The 20,677-nt window shown below is 75.4% G+C and carries 17 protein-coding genes; 5 read left to right on the top strand and 12 right to left on the bottom strand.

Going from position 1 to position 20,677, the window contains the following annotated elements:
* Nucleotides 1-57: 57 nt before the first annotated feature.
* Entirely contained in the window at nt 58-576 is a 519-nt protein-coding gene (locus IR158_RS03840; RefSeq protein ID WP_366928406.1) for a type II toxin-antitoxin system PemK/MazF family toxin, read from the top strand.
* Between the two features lie 144 nt (nt 577-720).
* Nucleotides 721-981, top strand: coding sequence for a 30S ribosomal protein S20 (gene rpsT, locus IR158_RS03835; protein WP_227575704.1), 261 nt, complete (start codon nt 721-723; stop codon nt 979-981).
* A gap of 107 nt (nt 982-1,088) precedes the next feature.
* Here rpsT and IR158_RS03830 read toward each other — a convergent pair whose 3' ends face one another.
* On the bottom strand, nt 1,089-2,417 hold the full coding sequence (locus IR158_RS03830; RefSeq protein ID WP_291809772.1) for a helix-turn-helix transcriptional regulator: 1,329 nt from the start codon (nt 2,415-2,417) through the stop codon (nt 1,089-1,091).
* A 159-nt stretch (nt 2,418-2,576) separates the two neighbouring features.
* Nucleotides 2,577-2,702: a hypothetical protein gene (locus IR158_RS03825; protein WP_291809770.1), complete on the bottom strand. Its 126-nt coding sequence runs from the start codon at nt 2,700-2,702 to the stop codon at nt 2,577-2,579.
* A 196-nt stretch (nt 2,703-2,898) separates the two neighbouring features.
* Here IR158_RS03825 and IR158_RS03820 point away from each other — a divergent pair, with 196 nt between their 5' ends.
* Both IR158_RS03820 and IR158_RS03815 read left to right on the top strand, forming a co-directional pair.
* Nucleotides 2,899-3,627 carry an EAL domain-containing protein gene (locus tag IR158_RS03820; RefSeq protein WP_291809768.1) on the top strand — a complete coding sequence of 243 codons (729 nt, stop codon included), beginning with the start codon at nt 2,899-2,901 and terminating at the stop codon, nt 3,625-3,627.
* A gap of 118 nt (nt 3,628-3,745) precedes the next feature.
* Nucleotides 3,746-4,366 carry an EAL domain-containing protein gene (locus IR158_RS03815; RefSeq protein WP_291809765.1) on the top strand — a complete coding sequence of 207 codons (621 nt, stop codon included), beginning with the start codon at nt 3,746-3,748 and terminating at the stop codon, nt 4,364-4,366.
* Nucleotides 4,367-4,399: 33 nt separating this feature from the next.
* Here IR158_RS03815 and holA read toward each other — a convergent pair whose 3' ends face one another.
* The 10 genes from holA to IR158_RS03765 form a co-directional block, all read right to left on the bottom strand.
* On the bottom strand, nt 4,400-5,326 hold the full coding sequence (gene holA / locus IR158_RS03810) for a DNA polymerase III subunit delta (RefSeq protein WP_366928405.1): 927 nt from the start codon (nt 5,324-5,326) through the stop codon (nt 4,400-4,402).
* Nucleotides 5,327-5,503: 177 nt separating this feature from the next.
* Nucleotides 5,504-7,045: a ComEC/Rec2 family competence protein gene (locus IR158_RS03805; protein WP_291809761.1), complete on the bottom strand. Its 1,542-nt coding sequence runs from the start codon at nt 7,043-7,045 to the stop codon at nt 5,504-5,506.
* The gene (locus IR158_RS03800) at nt 7,042-8,088 is read right to left on the bottom strand and encodes a helix-hairpin-helix domain-containing protein (RefSeq protein WP_291809758.1); all 1,047 of its coding nucleotides are present in this window, start codon (nt 8,086-8,088) and stop codon (nt 7,042-7,044) included. Before IR158_RS03800 ends, IR158_RS03805 begins: the two co-directional genes overlap by 4 nt.
* 123 nt (nt 8,089-8,211) lie before the next feature.
* Nucleotides 8,212-9,192, bottom strand: coding sequence for a DegV family protein (locus tag IR158_RS03795; RefSeq protein ID WP_291810130.1), 981 nt, complete (start codon nt 9,190-9,192; stop codon nt 8,212-8,214).
* A complete protein-coding gene (gene leuS, locus IR158_RS03790; protein WP_291809755.1) occupies nt 9,189-12,104 on the bottom strand; it encodes a leucine--tRNA ligase in 2,916 nt (971 codons plus the stop codon). Before leuS ends, IR158_RS03795 begins: the two co-directional genes overlap by 4 nt.
* A gap of 147 nt (nt 12,105-12,251) precedes the next feature.
* Entirely contained in the window at nt 12,252-12,932 is a 681-nt protein-coding gene (locus tag IR158_RS03785) for a metal-dependent transcriptional regulator (protein ID WP_291809753.1), read from the bottom strand.
* A gap of 18 nt (nt 12,933-12,950) precedes the next feature.
* A complete protein-coding gene (locus IR158_RS03780; protein ID WP_291809750.1) occupies nt 12,951-14,558 on the bottom strand; it encodes a D-alanyl-D-alanine carboxypeptidase family protein in 1,608 nt (535 codons plus the stop codon).
* Between the two features lie 129 nt (nt 14,559-14,687).
* Nucleotides 14,688-16,718 (bottom strand): metallophosphoesterase, encoded by a 2,031-nt coding sequence (locus IR158_RS03775; RefSeq protein WP_291809747.1) that lies wholly within the window; start codon nt 16,716-16,718, stop codon nt 14,688-14,690.
* Between the two features lie 113 nt (nt 16,719-16,831).
* Nucleotides 16,832-17,623, bottom strand: coding sequence for an LLM class F420-dependent oxidoreductase (locus tag IR158_RS03770; protein WP_291809744.1), 792 nt, complete (start codon nt 17,621-17,623; stop codon nt 16,832-16,834).
* Between the two features lie 43 nt (nt 17,624-17,666).
* A complete protein-coding gene (locus IR158_RS03765; RefSeq protein WP_291809741.1) occupies nt 17,667-19,427 on the bottom strand; it encodes a hypothetical protein in 1,761 nt (586 codons plus the stop codon).
* A gap of 182 nt (nt 19,428-19,609) precedes the next feature.
* On the opposite strand from IR158_RS03765, the gene IR158_RS03760 reads away from it, so the two are divergent.
* Nucleotides 19,610-20,671 (top strand): glutathione S-transferase C-terminal domain-containing protein, encoded by a 1,062-nt coding sequence (locus IR158_RS03760; RefSeq protein ID WP_291809737.1) that lies wholly within the window; start codon nt 19,610-19,612, stop codon nt 20,669-20,671.
* Nucleotides 20,672-20,677 lie beyond the last annotated feature (6 nt).

Raw genomic sequence — 20,677 nt, 5'->3', positions numbered from 1 at the left:
CGTTACGTGGGGCGAGGCCCGCTCCGGGGCGCGCGGCCGACGCTAGGCTCGGCCACCGTGACCGAACGACGCTGGCGCGCGGCGCTGCGGGGCGCGGCCCGCCGGCTCCTGACGACGTCGCGGCCCGGCGCCTCCGCGACCGCCGGAACGTCGTCACGTGGGGACCGCGCGTCGTCGTCCCGGACCCGTGCAGACCTGCGCCCCGCGTACGCGCCTCGCGCCGACGGGCGCCCCGACCCGGGCGAGGTCGTCTGGACGTGGGTGCCGTACGAGGACGACCCGGCACGGGGCAAGGACCGACCCGTCCTGGTGGTGGCCGTCGAGGGCGGCACCGTCGTCGGACTGATGCTCACGAGCAAGGACCACGACCGTGACGCGGCGGACGAGGCACGCCGCGGGCGCCTGTGGCTCGACGTCGGTGCGGGCGGGTGGGACCGGCAGGGTCGGCCCAGCGAGGTGCGTCTGGACCGCCTGCTGCGGCTGCCCGCCGTCGAGGTCCGCCGCGAGGGCGCCGCCCTGGACCCGGACCGGTACGCCGCCGTGGTGCGCGCCGCCGGCCAGGTGCACGGCTGGTAACATGTCGAACTGCGTGCCCGCCTGGGTCGGCGGGCGCGGGCGCAGGCCTTTCCCGCGGGTGTCCCCACGCCCCAGTCCTGGCGCTGCGCATGCCCTCTACGACCTGTCAGATCGCTTCGGCGACCTACCCAAGAGAGTCCACACGTGGCGAACATCAAGTCCCAGATCAAGCGCATCGGCACGAACGAGAAGGCCCGGCTGCGCAACAAGGCAGTGAAGTCGGAGCTCAAGACGTACGTGCGTCGCGTCCGCGAGGCCGTCGCCGGTGGCGACAAGGAGGCGGCGAGCACTGCGCTCGTCGTCGCAGCCCGCAAGCTCGACAAGGCGGTGTCCAAGGGCGTGATCCACGCCAACCAGGCCGCCAACCGCAAGTCGGCGCTGTCCAAGGCCGTCAACAGCCTCTGAGGCACCCCGCGCAGCTTCCACCTGCGCGCGCCGGACCGCAAGGTCCCGCACCAATGTCGGAAGGGCGGTACCCCGCGGGGTACCGCCCTTCCGACGTCGGTGGCAGATCAGCCGCCGAGCGACCACGTCTGGCGCGGGGCGCCCGTCGGCACCGACGGCTGGAAGCCCGCCTCGCGCAGCGCACGGTCGAACGCCCGCGCAGCCGCGTCGACGTCACCACGCCGCAGGTACCGGTCGCCCAGATCGCGCCAGACGCCGGCCGAGTGCCGGGTCGCCGCCATCATGCCGAGCATGTCCGCGCCCCACTGGAACGCCTTGGCCGCACCCTCGTGGTCGCCGCGGGCATCGAGGACGTCGCCCAGCGCGATGTGCGCCGCAGCCGCCTCGAGCCGAGGGGCGTCGCCGAGACCGGCCAGCGCAGCCCGCGCGTCCGCCTCCGCCGCAGCCTCGTCACCGAGCAGGAGGTGGGCACGCGACCGCTCGACCTGGAGCCGCGCCACGTCGAGGGCCGAGCCGACGACCTGCAGCCCGGGCTCCGCCTTGTCGATCTGCGCCAGCGCAGCACGGGGGTCGGCCGGCTCGGAACGCAGCAGCAGCCACGCGTAGTTCACCCGTAGGCGCGGGAGGTCGCGATCCGGCTCACCCTCCGACAGCAGCGCGAGGGCCCGCTCGGTGTACCGCTGCGCGAGCTCGTAGTCGCGGCGCTGCTCGGCCACCAGCGCGGCGTTCCAGTACACGCTCCCCCGTCCGCGCGGCGTGCCGAGCGACTCCGCCAGGCGGACCAGCTCCGCCGCGCGGTGGGTGGCGTAGAGCAGGTCGCCGCGCTCGACGTACGCCCACAGCACCGTCGAGGCCAGGCGCAGGTGCTCGTCGGTCCCGACGAGGTCCGCGCTGTCCAGGTCGGCCAGCGTCCGCTCACCGACCTCCACCGCCCGGTGCAGGTCGCCCGCCTCCAGGTAGCACCCGACGAGCGCCGTGGTGAGGACAGCCGCCCGCAAGTGGTCGGGCCGCTGCTGCGTCTCGGTGAGCAGCGGCTCGAGCAGCGTGATGGCCGTCTCGAGCTCCCCCAGGAGCTCGTGGGCGCGCGCCAGCGTCGTCAGCGCCTCCACGCGCAGGACCGGGGTCACGACCGTCAGGTCGAGCGCGGTGATGCGGTGGGCGGCACCGCCCGCGTCGCCGCTGGCGAGGTCCAGCCTGGCGTAGTCGAGCTCGAGCCGGGTGCGGGCCTCGTTGGGCCCGTCCTCACCGTGCTTGAGGAACTCGAGGGTGGTGCCCAGCCGATCGGCGAGCACCCCGAGGGCCGCGTCCGTGGGTTCACGGTGCCCCGCCTCGATGAGGGAGATGTAGCTGGGCGAGAAGGCGCTGCCCGCCAGGGCCGTCTGGGAGAGCCCCGCAGCCAACCGCGCCTCGCGCACCCGGTCACCGATTGTCGTCATGAGAAGTCATTGTACGTATGACGACCGTGATTACCATCCCCCTGTCGCGCACGGCACGTCGCGACGCTGCGACGGCCGTGGCCGGGAACGCGGGTCGTCCCGCGCCCCGACGGGTGCGGCGCGCGACGGATGTCGCACGCCGCACCCCCCGACTGCGTCTCAGATGTAGTCCTTGCAGCAGCCGCCGGGACCGTTGACGGACACGGAGGCGGTCACTGCAGGGGCGCCGACAACGAGCGAGCCGACGATGGCGAGAGCGGCGATCGCGCTGGCGAGGTGCTTCATGGCGTTCTCCTGTCAAGGGGCTTTCAGGCTCCCTGGGGACGACACTCCGACGGCCCGCCAGGGTCGGGACACGTCGCCGACAGGGTGACACATCACCCGGATCCACGCGAACACCCCGGTGAGCCGAACGGGTTTGTCCAGATTCCACCCTGCGACCGGACGATCACATGTCCGGACTTGTGGTGTCATAGGGGCCATGACATCGGATGGTGCTGACGCGATCCTGGCGCAGCTCGGCGCGGCGGTCGACGCGGCGATCCCGCGCGCCCTGAGACGCGCCTGGGAGCAGCACATCGCGCACGAGCCGGTGCTCGTCGCGCGCCAGGGGATCTACTCCGCGCACGGACGTCCCTTCGCCTACCAGTTCTCCTACCGGTCTCCCGGGCACCACCCTGAGATCGCGCGCACCTGGGGTCGTACCGAGCACGAGCGCGCCACGGACCACGTCCTGCGTGCGACGTTCGGACGCGCGGACCTCGAGCACGTCGCGCACGGTCGCCTGCTGTTCATCCGGTGCCCCCGCGCGCACCTCCTCGGAGAGCTGCCGCTGCCCGCCCGCCCCGACCGCCTGGTGATCGAGGTCAGCAGCAACGCCGAGGTCGACGCCGCCGCGCTGGCGGGTCTGCGCCGCCTGCGGGAGCAGGGGTTCCGGATCGCGCTGCCCGCCTTCACGGACCGCCCCGAGCAGCGCCGCCTCCTGCCCCACGTCGACTTCGTCAAGGTCGACGTGCGCGACCTCGACGTCGAAGGACACCCGGTCGTCCGCGTCGCACGCTCGTTCGGCGCCATGCTCGTGGCCGAGTACGTCGAGTCGCCGGACGTCCTGCGGCACGCACGCGACCTCGGCTTCACGCTCTTCCAGGGCAACCTCATCGAACGCGCGGGTGTGCTGGACCGGGCAGGCGCCCGTCTCGTGGGCAACTGAGCGCCGACGCTCCCCCGCACCGCCGACCGACCGCTGTCCCGCTCCGCCGAGACGTCCGAACGGGTGACGTCTGTGCGGACCCGCGTCATGAACCTCCAGCACCGCGCTCTCCCATGGTGTGACACCCCACGGAGCCGAGACGCCGCACCGCCCGGTCGCGCGCCAGCCCATCCGCCGCCCCGACGGGGGCGTCCTGGGCCACGAGTACCTGTACCGCTCCCACTCCGGGCGCAGCGCGGGTGTGGACCGCTGGCCGGCTGACCGGCAGGACGCGGCATCCGCATCGGTGCTGCACACGCTCTACGGCCCCCGGACGCCGTGCGGGACGGGCCTCGTGTTCGTCAACGTGACGCGCGCGTTCCTGGTCGGCGAGCGACCCCTGCCGCCTGCGGACCGACGCCTGGTCCTCGAGGTGGTCGAGTCCGTGCCCGCCGACGCCGCCACGATGGCGGGGCTGGCCCGGCTGCGGGACAGCGGCTACCGCGTCGCGCTCGACGACTGGACCGCGTCACCTGCCCAGCGCGCGATGCTCTGCCACGCCGACTTCGTGAAGGTGGACTGCCGCGACCTCGACCGGCTCGGTGAGGCCGGACTGCACGAGGCGCGGACCCGCGGTGCGCAGCTGGTCGCCGAGCGGGTCTCCGACGAGCGGCTGCAGGAGCGGTGCCTGGCACTGCGGTTCGACCTGCTCCAGGGGTACGCGCTGGGCAGGCCGGCCCTGATCGGCGCCGTCGCCTGATCGCCCGGCTGCCCGTCGGGCGTCCGCTCCGCCCTAGCGGTCCACTGCTCCGGCGACCCGCAGGACCGCCCGCTCCACGGCGAACCGCGGGTCCCGTCCCTCGCCCTTGACCTCCGCGTCGGCCTGGGCCACGGCCGCGATGGCGACCGCGAGACCCTCCGGGGTCCACCTGCGCAGGTCCTGCGTGGCGCGGTCCACCTGCCAGGGCGCCATGCCGAGCTCACGTGCCGCGGCCGCGCCGCGGCCCCGCACCGCACCAACCTTCGCCAGCGTGCGCAGGCGCGCCGCGACCGCGGCGACGACGGGCACCGGGTCGAGCCCCGTCGCCAGGGCGTGCCGGAGCAGCGCGACCGCACGGCCCGCGTCCCCGGCGACGGCTGCGTCGGCGACCTGGAAGCCCGTGGCCTCGACGCGACCGCCGTGGTAGCGCTGCACGGCCTCTTCACCGATCAGGCCGGTCGTGTCGGCGACGAGCTGCGCGCACGCGGCCGCGAGCTCCCGCAGGTCGGAGCCCACGGCGTCCACCAGTGCGCGCACGCCCCGCGGGTCCGCGCGCCGACCCGCCCGCTTGAGCTCCTCGGACACGAACGCGGCCTTGTCGGCGTCGGTCCGCACCGGCTCGCACCCGACGGTCGGGACCTGCTCCCGCTTCGCCGCGTCGAGCAGGCGCTTGCCGCGCTGCCCACCGCCGTGCCGCAGCACCACCACCACGTCGGGCACCGGCGCGGCGAGGTAGGCCTCGGCGTCGACCAGCAACGCGTCCCCGGCACGCTCGACCCCCTCGACGACGACGACCTTGGCCTCGGCGAACAGCGACGGGCTCGTCAGGACGGCGAGCTCGCCCGGCGCGTAGGTCGCGGCGTCCACCCGCGTGACCTCGACGTCCGGGTCGTTCGCGCGCGCCAGCTCGACGATGCGGTCGCACGCGCGCTCGGCCAGCAGGTGCTCCGGACCGCTCACGAGGACCACGGGGGCCGGTGCGGCCTGCGTCCACGGGACCCCGGCGGACGCACCGCCCGCGCGGCCCCGCGCGGATCCTGAGGTGCTGCGGGACGGTCGTGCTGGGGTGCGGGCTGCCACGGCACCAGCCTGCCACGCCCCGCCCACATCACCGTCGCGCACCGCAGCCGCAGGACGTCACGTCGACGGCGGCCGCCGCAGCGCCAGCACGGCCGTGCCCAGGACGACGAGCACGGCCGCCGCGGCTCCCCCGACGCCCGGCCACCACGCGAGCCCGGCGCCCGGCAGCCCGGCGGCTCCGCGGGCGACGCCGGCGATCCACCAGCACGCGGCTCCCGCGCCCGCGGCGACCACGTCGGCCGCTGCCGGCCACGGCGTCGCGAGCAGTGCGGCGAGCAGGCCGAGCACGGTCGCCGGCGCCACGGCGGGCACGACCGCGATGTTCGCGGCGACGGACCACGGCCCGAGCGTCGGCCACAGCGCGAGCGTCACCGGGAGGCACCCGAGCTGGGCGGCGACCGGCGCCGCCAGCAGCGCGGCGAGGTCACGCCCGCACCGCGCGGCCCACAGCGCCACCAGGGGGCCACCCAGCACCACCAGACCGGCGGTGGCGGCGACCGAGAGCACGAACCCGACGTCGAGCGAGAGCCACGGGTCGGCGACGAGCAGCACGACGACGGCGCCGGACAGCGCCGCCGGGCCGGCCGCCCGACGCCCGGCGAGCAGCCCGACGAGGCCGACGGCCCCCATCACGGCGGCGCGGACCACGCTGGGCTCGGGCCCGACGACCAGCAGGAGAGCGGCTCCCGCCGTCGCCGCCGCTGCGGCCCGCGCCGGCAGCGGCGCACCCACGGCCGCCGTGACGGCGAGCACCAGGGCACCCAGGATCGCGAAGTGCGCGCCCGACACGGCGGTGACGTGCGCCAGCCCGGCGGCGCGCATCGCCGCGACCAGGTCGGAGGGGACCGCGTCGGTATCTCCGACGGTCACCGCGGGGAGCAGTCCCCGGACGTCGGGCGGCATGGGCGCCGCGACCGCCCGTGCACCGTCGCGGACCTGCTCGGCCCACATGTGCAGTGCCCGGGGCGGCGCCGTGACCACGGGTTCCTCCCGGAGCCGGACGCGCAGCGCGGCACGGCCGCCCGGTCCGGGCGGGGCGGGGACGCCCCGCAGGTGGACGGCCGCGTCGAGCGCCGCACCCTGCGGCCCCACGACGTCCACCGGCAGCCGCACGCGGCGCCACGTGCCGTCGACCCGGACGGCGGATGCCGTCACCGTGAAACGCACCCGCGGGTCCCCGTCGTGGGCCAGGTGCTGCGGCGCGACGGACACCCGGCCGACGATCTCCACCGTGCCCTGACCGTCGACCGCGACCCGGTGCCCCGGCGCCCGCACCTCCAGCGCCGTGGCACCCGAGACCAGGACGACGGCCGCAGTGACGACGCTCATCACGGTCGCCGGCACGGCGCGGCGCCACGGCGTCGGGACCTCCTGGTCCGCGGGCCGCGCGGCTCCCACCCCGCGGCCCGCGACCACCCGGACCGCCGCGGCCAGGACCGCGAGCGCCGCCACGGCGACCAGGGCCGCTGCTGCCCCTCCCACCCGGGCCGTGACCTGCGGGGCGAGCACGACCACCAGCGCCGCGCACCAGGCTGCGACCGCCGGCGGGACCAGACGCAGGTCGAGCGACACGGCAGCAGCCGCCGGGCCGCGCGTCACACCCGCACCCGCGTCCGGAGGTCGGCGAGCAGGGCCGGCCCGATCCCCGCCACGTCGTCGAGCTCGTCCACCGTCGTGAACGGCTGCTCGGTGCGGTGCTGGACGATGCGCGCGGCGAGCACAGGTCCGACCCCCGGCAGCTCCTCGAGCTCCGCCGCCGACGCGGAGTTGAGGTCGACGAGCCCGTCCGCGACGGCGGCCGCCGGCGTCGCGACCGGCCCTCCCGCCACCGGCACGACGAGCTGTTCGCCGTCGGTCAGGACGCGTGCCAGGTTCACGGTCGCGAGGTCGGCGTCGGGGGTGCTCCCGCCCGCCGCAGCGATCGCGTCCGCCACCCTGGCACCGAGAGCGAGCCGCACCACGGCGTGCTGCGCGACCGCGCCGACCACGTGGACGACGACCTGGTCCGGCGCGTCGACCGGCTCCTGAGCGCCCGCGCCGGACGCCGCCACCGCGGGAGTCGGGACGACGACCGGCTCACCGCGCGGAGCTGCCGCCGCACGCAGCACGATCCCTCCCGCGACCAGAGCGAGCACGAGCACGGCCGAGCCGGCCGTCCGCCACCCGGGCGCCCAGCGGACGGCCGCCGTCGGGGCCGGGGGCCGCGACGCCGAGGCCGCGGCCAGGGCGGAGGTCACGCTGGGGCGCCACGTGACCGTCTCGGGCTCCACCTGCGGCTCGACGACCGGCGGCTCGACGGCCAGCGGCTCGACGACCGGCGGGACGCGGACCGGCGCGACCGCGGTCGGCTCGCGCCGCGTCGGAGGGGCGGGACCGACGTCGCGCTCAGCCCCCGACGCGGCCCTGCCGCCGGGTGAGGGGGCACGTGGGGTCCAGCCGGTGTCCGCGCCCGACGCGGGCCGGGGCGGCGCGACCTCGCGCTGTCGTTCCGGCGCGTGCCCCGGCGCGGGTGGCGGCTGCCGCGCCGTCGTGGCCCGCTCACCGTGCGACCGTGCCGCTGGCCCGTCGTCGTCGAGGTGGGCGGCGAGCGCGATGAGCCGACGCGCGACGTCCGGAGGGACACGAGGGCGGTCGAGGGGCACGTCGGCACGCTAGGAGCCCCGTGACACCGACACGCGACGGATGGCCGCTCCGGTGGACGGCGCACGTGCTCGACGGGGCTGTGGTCGGCTGACCGTCGAGCTCACGCGCGCAGCGTGACGCCGCTAGACGTCCGCGACGACGACGGCGAGCAGACCGGGCCCGACGTGCGCCGCGAGAACCGCGCCCGCGTCCGCGACCAGCACGTCGGCCACCGGGACACCCGCGGCGAGCGCCAGGTGGGCGGCGACCTCCTCTGCTGCGTCCGAGGGGCCGACGTGGTGCACGGCGACACGCGCTGAGTCACGCCCCGCGAGCTCGGCGAGCGCCAGCTGCTCCAGCCGGTCGCGCGCGGCCCGGCGCGTCCGGACCTTCTCGCACACGACGAGCCGACCGTCCTGCACCGACAGGATCGGGCGCAGCCCGAGGACGGTGCCGAGCGCGGCGGCACCTGCCCCGAGGCGCCCGCCCCGGCGCAGGTGCTCGAGCGAGTCGACGAGGAACCACACGCGGGCGCTCTCGGCCGCCTCCGCCGCGACGTGCGCGACCTGCGCGGCGTCGGGCCACACGGGCGCCGGCCCACCGCGGTGCGCCGTGCGCGTCACCCACCGCCGGACGGCTCCGCCCAGCCCGTCGTCGGGCGTGGCCTGGACCTCGGGTGCCTCATCGAGCGGCGTCCGGGCGTGCCGGGCGGCCGCCACGGCCGCGAGCCCGAGCCCGAGCGCCGCCGTCCGCGAGTCCACGACCCGGACCGGCACCGGGCTGACGGCCGAGGCCGTGCGCGCCGACCGCACGGTCCCGGACATGTCACCGGACAGGTGCACCGAGACGATCTCGTGGGCACCGGCGGCCGCGGCCCGCTCGTAGGCGGCCGCGAACGCCGAGGGCGGCGGCTGCGACGTCGTGACCTTCGCCCCGCGCTCGAGCGCGTGCAGCAGCTGCGCGGGGGTCACGTCGACCCCCTCGGCGTACCACGCACCGTCGATGCTGACGTCGAGAGGCACGACGTGCAGGCCGACCTCCTCAGCCAGACCCGGGGGCAGCGCGGCCGTCGAGTCGGTGACGACCGCGACCCGCGGGCGGGGCGGCGCGGACCCCGGGCTCAGACCGGCACCACGTTGACGAGCTTCGGTGCGCGCACGACGACCGTGCGCACGTCCCGCCCCGCGAGCGCGCGCTGGACGCCCTCGTCGGCCAGCGCGAGGTCGCGCAGCTCGTCGTCGCCGACGGACGGCGCGACCTCGGCGCGGCCTCGCACCTTGCCCTGGACCTGGAACACGCAGGTCACGGTGTCCTCCACGAGGTACTGCGGGTCGGCCTGCGGGAAGGTCGCGTGCACGACCGACTCGTCGTGACCGAGCCGGGCCCACAGCTCCTCGGTGACGTGCGGCGCGACCGGAGCCGTCATGACGACGAGGGCCTCGACGACCGACCGCGGCGCGCGCTCCAGCGTCGTCAGGTGGTTGTTGAGGACGATGAGCTTGGCGATCGCGGTGTTGATCCGCATCGCCGCCATGTCCTCGCGCACGTCGGCGATCGTGCGGTGCAGCACGCGCAGCGTCTCGACCGACGGGGCGTCGTCGGACACGACCACCTCGCCGGTGGTCTCGTCCACGACGTTGCGCCACAGGCGCTGCAGGAACCGCTGTGCCCCCACGACGGCGCGCGTCTCCCACGGGCGCGACAGGTCCAACGGACCCATCGACATCTCGTAGACGCGCAGCGTGTCGGCGCCGTACGCCTCGTACATCTCGTCGGGCGACACGGCGTTCTTCAGCGACTTGCCGATCTTGCCGTACTCGCGGTTGACGGGCTGCCCGTCCCACCGGAAGCCGGTCGGCGACGTCTCGTCCTCGATGACCTCGGCCGCGGGCACGTACACGCCGCGCTCGTCGGTGTACGCGTACGCCTGGATGTACCCCTGGTTGAACAGCTTGTGGAACGGCTCGGAGCTGCGGACGTGACCCAGGTCGTACAGGACCTTGTGCCAGAACCGCGCGTAGAGCAGGTGCAGCACGGCGTGCTCGACGCCACCGACGTACAGGTCGACGCCGCCGGTGGAACCCTCCGGCTGCGCACCGTGCCCCGGGCCCATCCAGTACTCCTCGAGGGCGGGGTCCACGAGCACGTCGTCCGAGTGCGGGTCCAGGTACCGCAGGTAGTACCAGCACGAGCCGGCCCAGTTGGGCATCGTGTTGGCGTCCCGGCGGTAGCGCTTGGGCCCGTCACCCAGGTCCAGCTCGACGTACAGCCAGTCGGTGTTGCGGCCCAGCGGCGGCTCGGGCTCGGAGTCCGCGTCGTCCGGCGCGTAGGTGCGCGGGGAGAAGTCCGGGACCTCGGGGAGCTCGACCGGCAGCGCGGACAGCGGCAGTGCGATCGGCGTGTCGTGCTCGTCGTAGACGATCGGGAACGGCTCGCCCCAGTAGCGCTGCCGGCTGAAGAGCCAGTCGCGCAGCCGGTACGTGACCGTCCGCTCGCCGACGCCCTTGGCCTCCAGCCACGCGATGATGCGGTCCTTCGCCTCGTCGACCTCCAGGCCGTCCAGGCTGAGGTCGGCGTTGGAGGAGTTGATGACCGCGCCGCCACCCGTGCGGGCGCCCGGAGGCGTCCCCTCGGGGGCGTCGACCGTGTAGACGACGGGCAGCCCGAAGGCCTCGGCGAACTGGAAGTCGCGCTCGTCACCGCCCGGGACGGCCATGATCGCGCCGGTGCCGTAGCCCATGAGCACGTAGTCCGCCGTGAAGACGGGCAGCAGCTCGCCGTTCACGGGGTTGGCGGCCAGGTGGCCCGTGAACACGCCGGTCTTGCGCCCGGCGTCCTGCTGACGCTCCACGGCGGTCTTGGCCGCCGCCTGCCGCCGGTAGTCGGCCACGGCGTCCGTGGGTGAGGCGTGCCCGCCCGTCCAGGCGCTCGACGTGCCGTCGGGCCACGCCGCGGGGACCTCGTCCAGCAGCGGGTGCTCGGGTGACACGACGAGGAAGGTCGCACCGAACAGGGTGTCGGGGCGGGTCGTGAAGACCTCGACCTCCTCGCCGCCCTGCACCGCGAACCGGACGCGCGCGCCCGTCGAGCGGCCGATCCAGTGGCGCTGCATCGACTTGACCTTCTCCGGCCAGTCGATCCGCTCGAGGTCGTCCGTGAGGCGGTCCGCGTACGCCGTGATGCGCATGTTCCACTGGCGCAGGCTGCGCTGGAACACGGGCATGTTGCCGCGCTCCGAGCGTCCGTCGGACGTGACCTCCTCGTTCGCCAGGACGGTCCCCAGGCCCGGGGCCCAGTTGACCGGCGTCTGCGACAGGTAGGCCAGGCGGCGGCTGTCGACGACGCGACGGCGCGTGGCCTCGTCCAGGTCGGCCCACGTCGCGCCCTCGGTGACGCCCTCGACGTCGGTGGGCAGCGGGCGGGTGCCGGCGGCGTACTCCTCGACGAGCTCGGCCACGGGACGGGCGCGGCCGGTGCCGCCGTCCGGTCGGACCGCGTCCTCGTCGTACCAGGACTCGAAGATCTGCAGGAAGATCCACTGCGTCCAGCGCACGTAGTCCGGGTCGATCGTCGCGAACGACCGGCGCGGGTCGTGCGCGAGGCCCAGACGGCGCAGCTGGCGCTGCATGATCGCGATGTTCGCCTCGGTCGTCACCCGCGGGTGCTGGCCGGTCTGCACGGCGTACTGCTCCGCGGGCAGCCCGAACGCGTCGAACGCCAGGGCGTGCAGCACGTTGTCGCCGCACATGCGCCGGAAGCGCCCGACGACGTCCGTCGCGATGTAGCCCAGCGGGTGCCCGACGTGCAGCCCGGCACCCGACGGGTACGGGAACATGTCCATGACGAAGAACGGGCGGGCGGCCGGGTCGGCGTGGCGTCCGCGACCGTCCGTGAGCGGGCCGACCGGGTTGGGCGTGAAGAACGTGCCGCGCTTCTCCCACTCGTCCTGCCAGCGGAGCTCGATCTCCTGCGCGAGGGCAGCGGTGTAGCGGAACGGGACGTCGTCGGGGGCCGGGGTCGGGGACTGATCGCTCACCGGTGAATCGTACCGACGCCGGAGGCGCCCCCGCCCCGGCCCAGCACGGGCAGCGCCCCGCTCGACGCGTTCCTGCGCTCGGCCGGCACCCAGCTCGGGCGGGAGATCACCCGCACGATCGTCGGCACCGGTCGACGCCGCTGACCCTCAGTCGCGCGGGGCGAGCCAGATCGCGCTCGCCGCGACCTCCCCCAGCTCCACGCGGTCGGGTCGGCCGGCCGGGAGCACGCTCACGACGCCGGTGACCGCGCGCCGCTCCTCCAGCGTCACCGGGGCGTCGAGCACGAGCCCGACCCCCTCGAGGTACCGCAGCAGCTCAGGGTCCGCGTCGGAGATCCGTGCGACGCGGTACTCCCCCGTCTCGACCTCCCACATGACGCGCGCGTCGGGCAGGTGGACCGTGCCGTCGGCCGCCGGGATCGGGTCGCCGTGCGGGTCGCGGTCCGGGTGCCCCAGCAGGTCGGCCACGCGCTCGACGAACCGGTCGCTCACCGCGTGCTCCAGGACCTCGGCCTCGTCGTGCACCTCGTCCCAGCCGTAGCCCAGCTTCTCGACGAGGTAGGTCTCGATCAGGCGGTGCCGACGGACCATCGCGACCGCGTGCGCACGCCCCGCCGCGGTGAGCTCCACGGCCCCGTAGGGCCGGTGCGACACCAGCCCGGCGTCGGCGAGGCGCTTGACGGTCTCCGAGACCGTCGAGGGTCCGACCCCGAGCCTGCTCGCGAGCAGCTTGGTCGTGACCGGCACGTCGGACCACTCCTGCGCGCCCCAGATGACCTTGAGGTAGTCCTGGGTCACTGCGGACAGGGGGGCAGCGCTCTGGGACACGAGGCCAGCGTAGAGGGCTCAGGAGCCGTCGACGCTCCAGTGCCAGGCCTCCCCCGGCAGGTTCTCCAGCCCGTACTCGCCGGCGTGCTCCGTGAGCCACGCGTACGCCGCGGACCCGTACGTCAACGAGCGGCCCCCCGACGTGAAGTCGATCGCGAGCCCGCGCTCGTGGCGGGAGCTGCCCGGCCGCGCGGTGCTCGGCGAGCACGCTGACGCCGGCTTCTGGAACACGTCGGCGTCCGTCGGGCCGCAGTGCGCGCGGCGCAGCGCGATCTGCTGCTCGGGGCTGCGCCACCCGCCGCCGCCCAGCTCGACGCCGTCGGCCTTCGCCGCGTCCACGAGGGCGTCGACGGTCTCGGCGAGGCACGGGTGCACGCGGATCCCGCTGCGGGTGCGCACGATGTCGCCCTCCGCGACGGGTCCGTCGACGAGCGCGCAGTCGGTCGGCTGCACACCCGTGGGGACCGTCGGCGGCACGCTCTGGACGACCAGCTCCTCGGGGACACCCACCTGCCACAGCACCTCACCCTCCGCGGTGACGAGCAGGACCGCCGTCTCCTCCATCACGAGGCGCACGCCGGGGTGCCCCGCCGTGCCGCTCGTCCAGACGGGCGTGCCCGCGGCGTCGAGCAGCACGAGGTCACCGTCCTCCTGCAGCCGGAGGGTCGTCCCGGTGTCCGTCGAGGACGACCAGACCGGTTCGTCGTCCCACGTGGCGACGAGCGCACCGGCGGCGAGCTCCAGGGCGAGGTGGCCCGAGGGCGAGCCCAGCGAGGCGCCCGCGGCCACCTCCCCACCGACGTCCAACGCGGACGGGCCGATCGGCGTGCCCGCGCTCCACACCGGCGTGCCGGCTGCATCGAGCAGCACGAGGTTGCCGTCGTCCTGCAGCACGAGGGACGCCGGGCCGCTCCCTGCGGTACGGCTGCGCCACACGAGGTCACCGTCCGCGTCGAGGGCCACGAGGTTGCCGTCCTCGCGGAGCTCGAGGGCCACCGCCCGTGGCGCACCCTGCGGCGCGGAGGACTGCGACTCGGCCTCGGCCTCCGACCCGGGCGCGGGCTCGGCGTCGGCCCCGGGTGTCCACCGCACGACACCGTCCGGTCCGCGCAGCTGCACGCCCGCCTCCGGGTCGACGAGCAGGATGTGCCGACCGTCGGGTGAGGACAGCACGTCGTCGGCGTCGAGCAGCCCGGGGCCGACGAGCGTGGACGGCACCACCGCCGTGCCGCTGGCCCAGACGACGCTGCCGTCCGGGCTCTCGACGACGAGCTCCCCGTCGTCCCGCAGCCGCAGCGTCCCCTGGGAACCTGCGGTCGCGGTGCTCCACAGCACCGCACCGTCGGGGGCCACCAGCCGCACGTCCCCGGTCGCGTCCGCCGTGAGCGTCGCACCCGCCACCCCGCGTCCCGACGACCAGCGCACGACGTCGTCGAGCGCGTACAGGCCCAGCGACCCGTCGGGCTGGACGACGAGCACGTGCCCACCACCCGGCGCCAGCAGCCCTTCCCCCGGTGCGAGCTGTTCACCGGGGCGCAGCACGTCCTCGCCCGGTCCGGCCCACGCGGGCACGGCACCGGCGAGCAGCAGCCCTGCCGTGACCACCACGACTGCAAGACGTCGCACGCGCACTCCCCCCGTGCACGTCCCGCGCGGGCACGGCCATGGGCCCGCGGGGACGCACCGGTCCAGGCCACCACCCGTACCGCGTACGCACAACCCCTGCGGACCAATTCATCCGCGACGCCGCGCGACTCACCCCTCCGGCGTCGCGCCGTCCGGCGAGGCCGTCGCGCCGTCCGGCGAGGCCGTCGGGTCGTCCGGCCCGACGGGGCCGAACCCGACGGCGTCCTCGGCGTCCCGCTGCTCGACGATCGCGGGCCAGGGCTGCGGACGTCCGACGCTCACGGTCGCGTCGGGCGCGACGCGCACCACCTGGTAGTCGAGGAACAGCCGCGACTCGGGATCGAACCGCAGGACGGTCAGCTCGGCCACGCCCCTCAGGGGACCGACGGTGGGCTGGTTGAGCGTCGCCCCGGCGCTGCTCGACGACACGTACCGCACACCCAGGCCGACCTGCTCGGGCCCGATGCGCCGGTGGTAGTGACCCGAGACCTGCGCCGGAACGCAGCCGTCGTCCAGGGCCGCGTCCCCCACCGACGGGGAGTGGACCAGCAGCAGGTCGACCTCACCGTCGTCGCACGCGACGTCCGCCAGGCGCCTACCCGCCTGCGCCGGCGTCTCGTCGGCCGCGGAGGCGGTGCCACCGGCGCCGACCCGCGTCTCGTTGGGGTCCCGGTCCCCGAGGATCCGCAACCCGGCGACCTCCACGACCCCACCGTCCAGGACGATCGCGCCCGCCCGGGCGTAGTTGTCGGTGGTCTCGCGCGAGTCGTGGTTGCCCGGCGACGTCACCAGCGCCACGCCGGGCGGGACGGCACGCGCGAACGACGTGACGCAGTACTGCTCGACCGAGGTGCCGTTCATCGTCGTGTCACCGGCGTCGAGCACGGCGTCGGCACCGGCGAGCCGCGCGAGGGTCCCGATCAACGGGGCCATCCCGACGTTGCAGTGCAGGTCGGAGGCGACGACGAGCACGATCGGCTCCACCGGCGGGTCGGGGTCCGCCGTGGGCGAGGCGCTCGCCGTCGGCGTGGCGACGGGGTCCACGGTCGGTCCGACGCCGGCGGCGTCGGCGTCCTGCGTGAGGCCGTCCGCCGTCCCGTCGGGCTCGGCGCCCGCTCCCGCGTCCACGCCCTCGTCGGTGCCGTCGGGTGCCGTGCCGTCGGCGGCCCCGGCACCGTCGACCCCGTCGTCGGGCGACACGCCGTCGCCCGCCGCACCGTCCGGCGTCGCGCCGTCGGTCGCCGCGCGCGCGGTCGCCTCCTCCGCGGCCTCGTCCGCCAGGCGTTCCTCGTCGGCCTCCCAGTCCTCCCACGCGACGACGAGCGCATCGTCGGCACTGCGGTAGAAGTCCTCGTTGGCGCGCCACGCGTCCAGCGCGTACGCGCCGTAGGTGTCGATGACACCGCCCAGCCGGCCCGTCACCCGGGCACCGTCCAAGGGGGTCCCGGCGAACACGGCGGAGGCCACCGGCTGCGACGCGGGCCGATCCCCGGGCGCGACGCTGGACGTCAGGACGGTGGCACCGACGGCCACCGCGAGCGCTCCGGCCCCCAGCGGCCGCGCCCGTGCCGCGAGGCGGTCCGCGAGCTCGCGCCGCCGGTCGGGACCGAGCAGCCACCGCAGCAGCAGCCAGCCGGCCAGCAGGACGACGAACGCGACCGCCGAGCGCAGGAGCGCGTTCGCGACCAGCGCGTTGGCGACGTCCTGGACGGCGGCCGCGGGACCGGAGAAGAACGACACGTACGCGTTGAGGTCCTGGCTCAGCGCCTGCAGCGTGCGCGCCTCCCCGAGCTCGGTGACGCTCGCCGGGATCTCCTGCACGGTTGCACGGATCCCCAGGGTGGCCGGCAGCGGCGAGTCGATCTGGAGCGTGCCGAGCGGCCCGAAGTCGATGGTGACGGTCGCGTCCGTGGTGACGTCGTACCGGGTCACGTGGGGCCCGAGCGCGGCCTGCACCGACGCGGTCGTCACGCCGAACACGAGCGACGCGAGCACCCCGGCCAGGACGAGACCGACGACTGCCCACCACCCGTGCCGCGGCCGCCACGCCCGCACGGCCCGCAGGGCGCGGCGCGCACCGCGCCGGACCCGCTCGAGGGCGCGGTCGACGGCGCGGTCGAGCCGGCGCCGGGCCGGCAGCTCGCTCGTCGGTTCAGCCATCCTGCTCCGAGCCTAGACGCGCCGGGGCAGGCATCCGGCCCGTGGGGCCACGGCGGCGCGGCGCGCCCACCTGCGGGCACGGGGACGGAAAGGGCCTCCGGGCGGCGGGCCGCTCAGGCGCGCGCGTCGCGCCAGCGCACCCACGCCGCCGCGTGCGACAGGTCGTAGTCGGGTCCGTCGGCGCTGCACGTGAACAGCCGCACACCGGCCGCGAGCAGCTCGTCGCCGACCTCGTCGGGGTCCGACCCGTCGACCGCGACGGACCGCGTCACCAGCGCCGCGGTGTCGCGCCCGACGGCGGCGCCGTGCTCGTCGAGGATCGCGCTCTTGCGCCGCAGCGTGTCGACGTCGCCGAACGAGTGCCAGATGTCGGCGTGCTCGGCCACGACGCGCAGCGTCTTGCGCTCACCCCCGCCGCCGATCATCACCGGGATGTCCCGCGTCGGTGCGGGATTCATCGCGGCCCACCGCGCACGGATGCGCGGCATCGCCTGCGCGAGGTCCGCGATCCGTGAGCCCGCCGTGCCGAACTCGTACCCGTACTCCGTGTAGTCGCGCTCGAACCACCCGGCGCCGATCCCCAGGATCAGCCGGCCCCCGCTGATGTGGTCGACCGTGCGGGCCATGTCGGCCAGCAGGTCAGGGTTCCGGTAGGAGTTGCACGTCACGAGCGCGCCGATCTCGACGCGGCTGGTCTGCTCCGCCCAGGCCCCGAGCATCGTCCAGCACTCGAAGTGCTTGCCGTCCGGGTCCCCGTTCAAGGGGAAGAAGTGGTCCCAGTTGAAGACCACGTCGACGCCGAGGTCCTCGGCACGGCGCACCGCGTCGCGGATCTGGCCGTAGTCGGCGTGCTGGGGCTGGAGCTGGACGCCGACGCGCACGCCGGTCACGGGGCTCTGGGTCACCCGCCCACGCTAACGCGCGGTCCCCCGCTGGTCGCGGCGTGCCTCACTGGTAGGTGACGAGGTCGGGCACCGGCTGGACCTGGTACGTCTGGACGGGGTCGAGCATGGGCACGTCCTCGTCGTAGAAGTTCTTCCAGCCCCAGTGCACGGGCGGGGCGCCGTTGCGCAGCGCCGTCCACGTACCCGCCTTGGCCGGCTGGGTCCCCTGGCCGTCGACGTGGATGAGCGGCGCGAGCTCGTCGTGCGACGTGTCGAGACGCTCGCGCTCGGAGATCATCCGCAGCGAGAACTGGTGCAGGACGAACATCTTCTGCGGCAGGTCCCGCTCGCGCGTCAGCTGCGCGAGCCAGGCGGCGGTCGCGTTGACCTCGTCGATGCCGACGCTCCCGATCTGCCGCAGGTGTACCTGGTCGGGTGCCAGCCGCCACTCGGGGTCGAGCGCCAGGCCGACGTGCGGCAGCGCGAGCAGCTCCTCGTACGCCTGGGCCTGGGTGACGAAGTCCTCGCGGCCGGGCTGCAGGTCGAGCACGACGTACTGCCCCGCCGCCCCCGCCGCGTCGACCAGCGGCCGCAGGTCCTGCACCGACCGCTTGCGGGAGTAGGTGCCGTCGGCCTCCGCCCCCGCCGACGCGATCGACGCGATGATCTCGACCGCGGGCACGACGGTGTCACCGGTCAGCCCCCGGTACGGCGCGGCGTGCTGCTCGGCGCGCGCGAGGGTCGCCGGCACGTCCTGCTCCCCCAGGACCCCGAGCGCGCCCGAGCCGGGTGTCCCGTACAGCGCGACGTACCTCTTGGCGGGCTGGCCGGCCACGGACGGGAACACGAGCTGGCCACCGCCGGGCAGCTCGGCGCCGGTGCGTGCGGTGGCGGTGCGTGCCGCCAGCTGCTCCGGCGAGCCGAAGGTCTCGCCGAACCCGACGACGGCCGACGGCGCGGCGGCCGCGATCCCCTGCACGGTCGCCGACGACGCGCGCGGGTCACCGCCCGGCACGTCGAGGACCTCGACACCGAGCGCGCGGAGCGTGGCGGCGGCCGCGGGCGGCACGACGCCGTCCGCGAGCGCGAGCACCCCTTCGGCGACGACCGGCTCGGTGGGCGGCAGGGAGCCCGGCCCCGCGTCCGCACCGGTGGAGGCTCCTGTCGGCGTGGCGGCGTCCGGCACGGGCGACGTCGTGGGGGTGTCCGCAGCGGTGTCGTCCGCGGCTGCGTCCGCCGTCACCAGGACCGCCGGACGCGGTCCGGCGAGCGCCCGGACGGCGGCGCTCTCACCCCCGGGCGGCACCGTGACGAGGTCGCCGAAGCGGTGGCCGGTGGCCGCCGCGAGCGCGTCGGCGTCGGCACCCGCGGGCAGCGCGATCGTCCCGACGTCGTCCGGGAGGTCGCCGGGGGCCACGTCCCCGACGACGAGCGAGTGGCGAGCGCCGAGGCGCGCGAGCTCCGGCGCGAGGTCGACGCCCCCGGCCACGAGGAGCACGGGCGCACCCGTCGCCACCGCCGCCGACGCGGCCGTGAGCACGGCGCCGACGTCACCCGCCGGGGCCACGACCACGACGGGCGCCGCCTCGAGGAGCGCGGCCGTCGTCGCCAGCGCCGCGTGCGCGTCCTCGCCCGTGACGACCGACGCGGGCGAGCCGCTGCTCGGGGTGGCGCTCACCGCGGTCGGCGACGGCGTCGCGGTCGGACTGCTCGAGCCGGTCGGCTCCTGCGACGCCGTGCCCCAGCTGCACCCCGCCAGCAGGGCGACCACGAGGGCCGCGCTCACTGCCGTCGCACGCAGCCGCGCGCCACCGATGTGCTCCACGTGCAAGACCCAGACCCTCCCCAGCGGTCGGCGGGCGTGCTCCCGCCGGCTCGCCACTGTAGGCAACATGGCAGCCCGCCGCGTACCACGAACCGGTGCAATCCCGGATCGAACGGCCGTGCCGGGAAGGCATTCGTGTACCGGGGCCTGCGGGAACGCCCACCAGGAGGCATCATCCGACGATGGACCAGTCCCCCGCAGAGCCGGCCCCCGACGGCACGAGCGCGCACGGTCAGCCGGGTGTCTACAGCACACCGGGCGCGGGCTTCGAGCGTGACACCCGTTACCTGACGACCCGCATCACGGCGGACGGGCGCGACGGCTGGCACGTCGAGGCCGGCCGCTACCGACTCGTCGTGTCACGCGCGTGCCCGTGGGCCAGCCGCGCGATCGTCGTGCGCCGCCTCCTCGGCCTGGAGGACGCGCTGTCGATGGGCGTCTGCGGGCCCACGCACGACGAGCGCTCGTGGACCTTCGACCTCGACCCCGGCGGGGTCGACCCGGTCCTGGGGATCGAGCGGCTGCGTGACGCGTACCTGCGCCGCGACCCGCAGTACGAGCGCGGGATCACGGTGCCCGCGATCGTCGACGTGCCCTCGGGCGCGGTCGTCACCAACGACTTCGCGCAGATCACGCTCGACCTGTCGACGCAGTGGACCGCGCACCACCGGCCGGGCGCCCCCGACCTGTACCCCGACGCGCTGCGCGACCAGATCGACGAGGTGTCCGACGAGATCTACCGCGACGTCAACAACGGTGTGTACCGGTGCGGGTTCGCCGGGTCGCAGGAGAGCTACGACCGCGCGTTCACGCGGCTGTTCGCGGCCCTCGACCGTCTCGAGGAGCGGCTGGCGGGCCGGCGGTACCTCGTGGGCGACACGATCACCGAGGCCGACGTGCGCCTGTTCACGACGCTCGTGCGGTTCGACGTCGTCTACCACGGGCACTTCAAGTGCAACCGCGACCGGCTCACGGATCTCCCCGTGCTCTGGGCGTACGCGCGCGACCTGTTCCAGACCCCCGGTTTCGGTGACACGGTCGACTTCGTCGACATCAAGCGCCACTACTACGAGGTCCACCGCGACATCAACCCGTCGGGCATCGTGCCGCGCGGCCCCCGGCTCGGCGGGTGGCTGGCGCCGCACGGTCGCCAGGCCCTGGGCGGGCGACCGTTCGGCGACGGCACGGCACCGGGCCCCGTGCGCGCCGACGAGCGCGTGCCCGCGGGGCACGGCGCCGGGTGACGGCGG

It is taken from the genome of Cellulomonas sp. (genome assembly GCF_015234515.1).
Taxonomy (GTDB): domain Bacteria; phylum Actinomycetota; class Actinomycetes; order Actinomycetales; family Cellulomonadaceae; genus Cellulomonas.
Note: the sequence above shows the minus strand (reverse complement) of the source record. Positions and strands in the feature narration are given on the sequence as shown.

Excerpts from the sequence above, each read along its gene's own strand:
- IR158_RS03830 (WP_291809772.1), bottom strand. The coding sequence starts at position 2,417 with ATGACGACAATCGGTGACCGGGTGCGCGAGGCGCGGTTGGCTGCGGGG.
- IR158_RS03760 (WP_291809737.1), top strand. The coding sequence starts at position 19,610 with ATGGACCAGTCCCCCGCAGAGCCGGCCCCCGACGGCACGAGCGCGCAC.
- IR158_RS03825 (WP_291809770.1), bottom strand. The coding sequence starts at position 2,702 with ATGAAGCACCTCGCCAGCGCGATCGCCGCTCTCGCCATCGTCGGCTCG.
- IR158_RS03820 (WP_291809768.1), top strand. The coding sequence starts at position 2,899 with ATGACATCGGATGGTGCTGACGCGATCCTGGCGCAGCTCGGCGCGGCG.
- IR158_RS03775 (WP_291809747.1), bottom strand. The coding sequence starts at position 16,718 with ATGGCTGAACCGACGAGCGAGCTGCCGGCCCGGCGCCGGCTCGACCGC.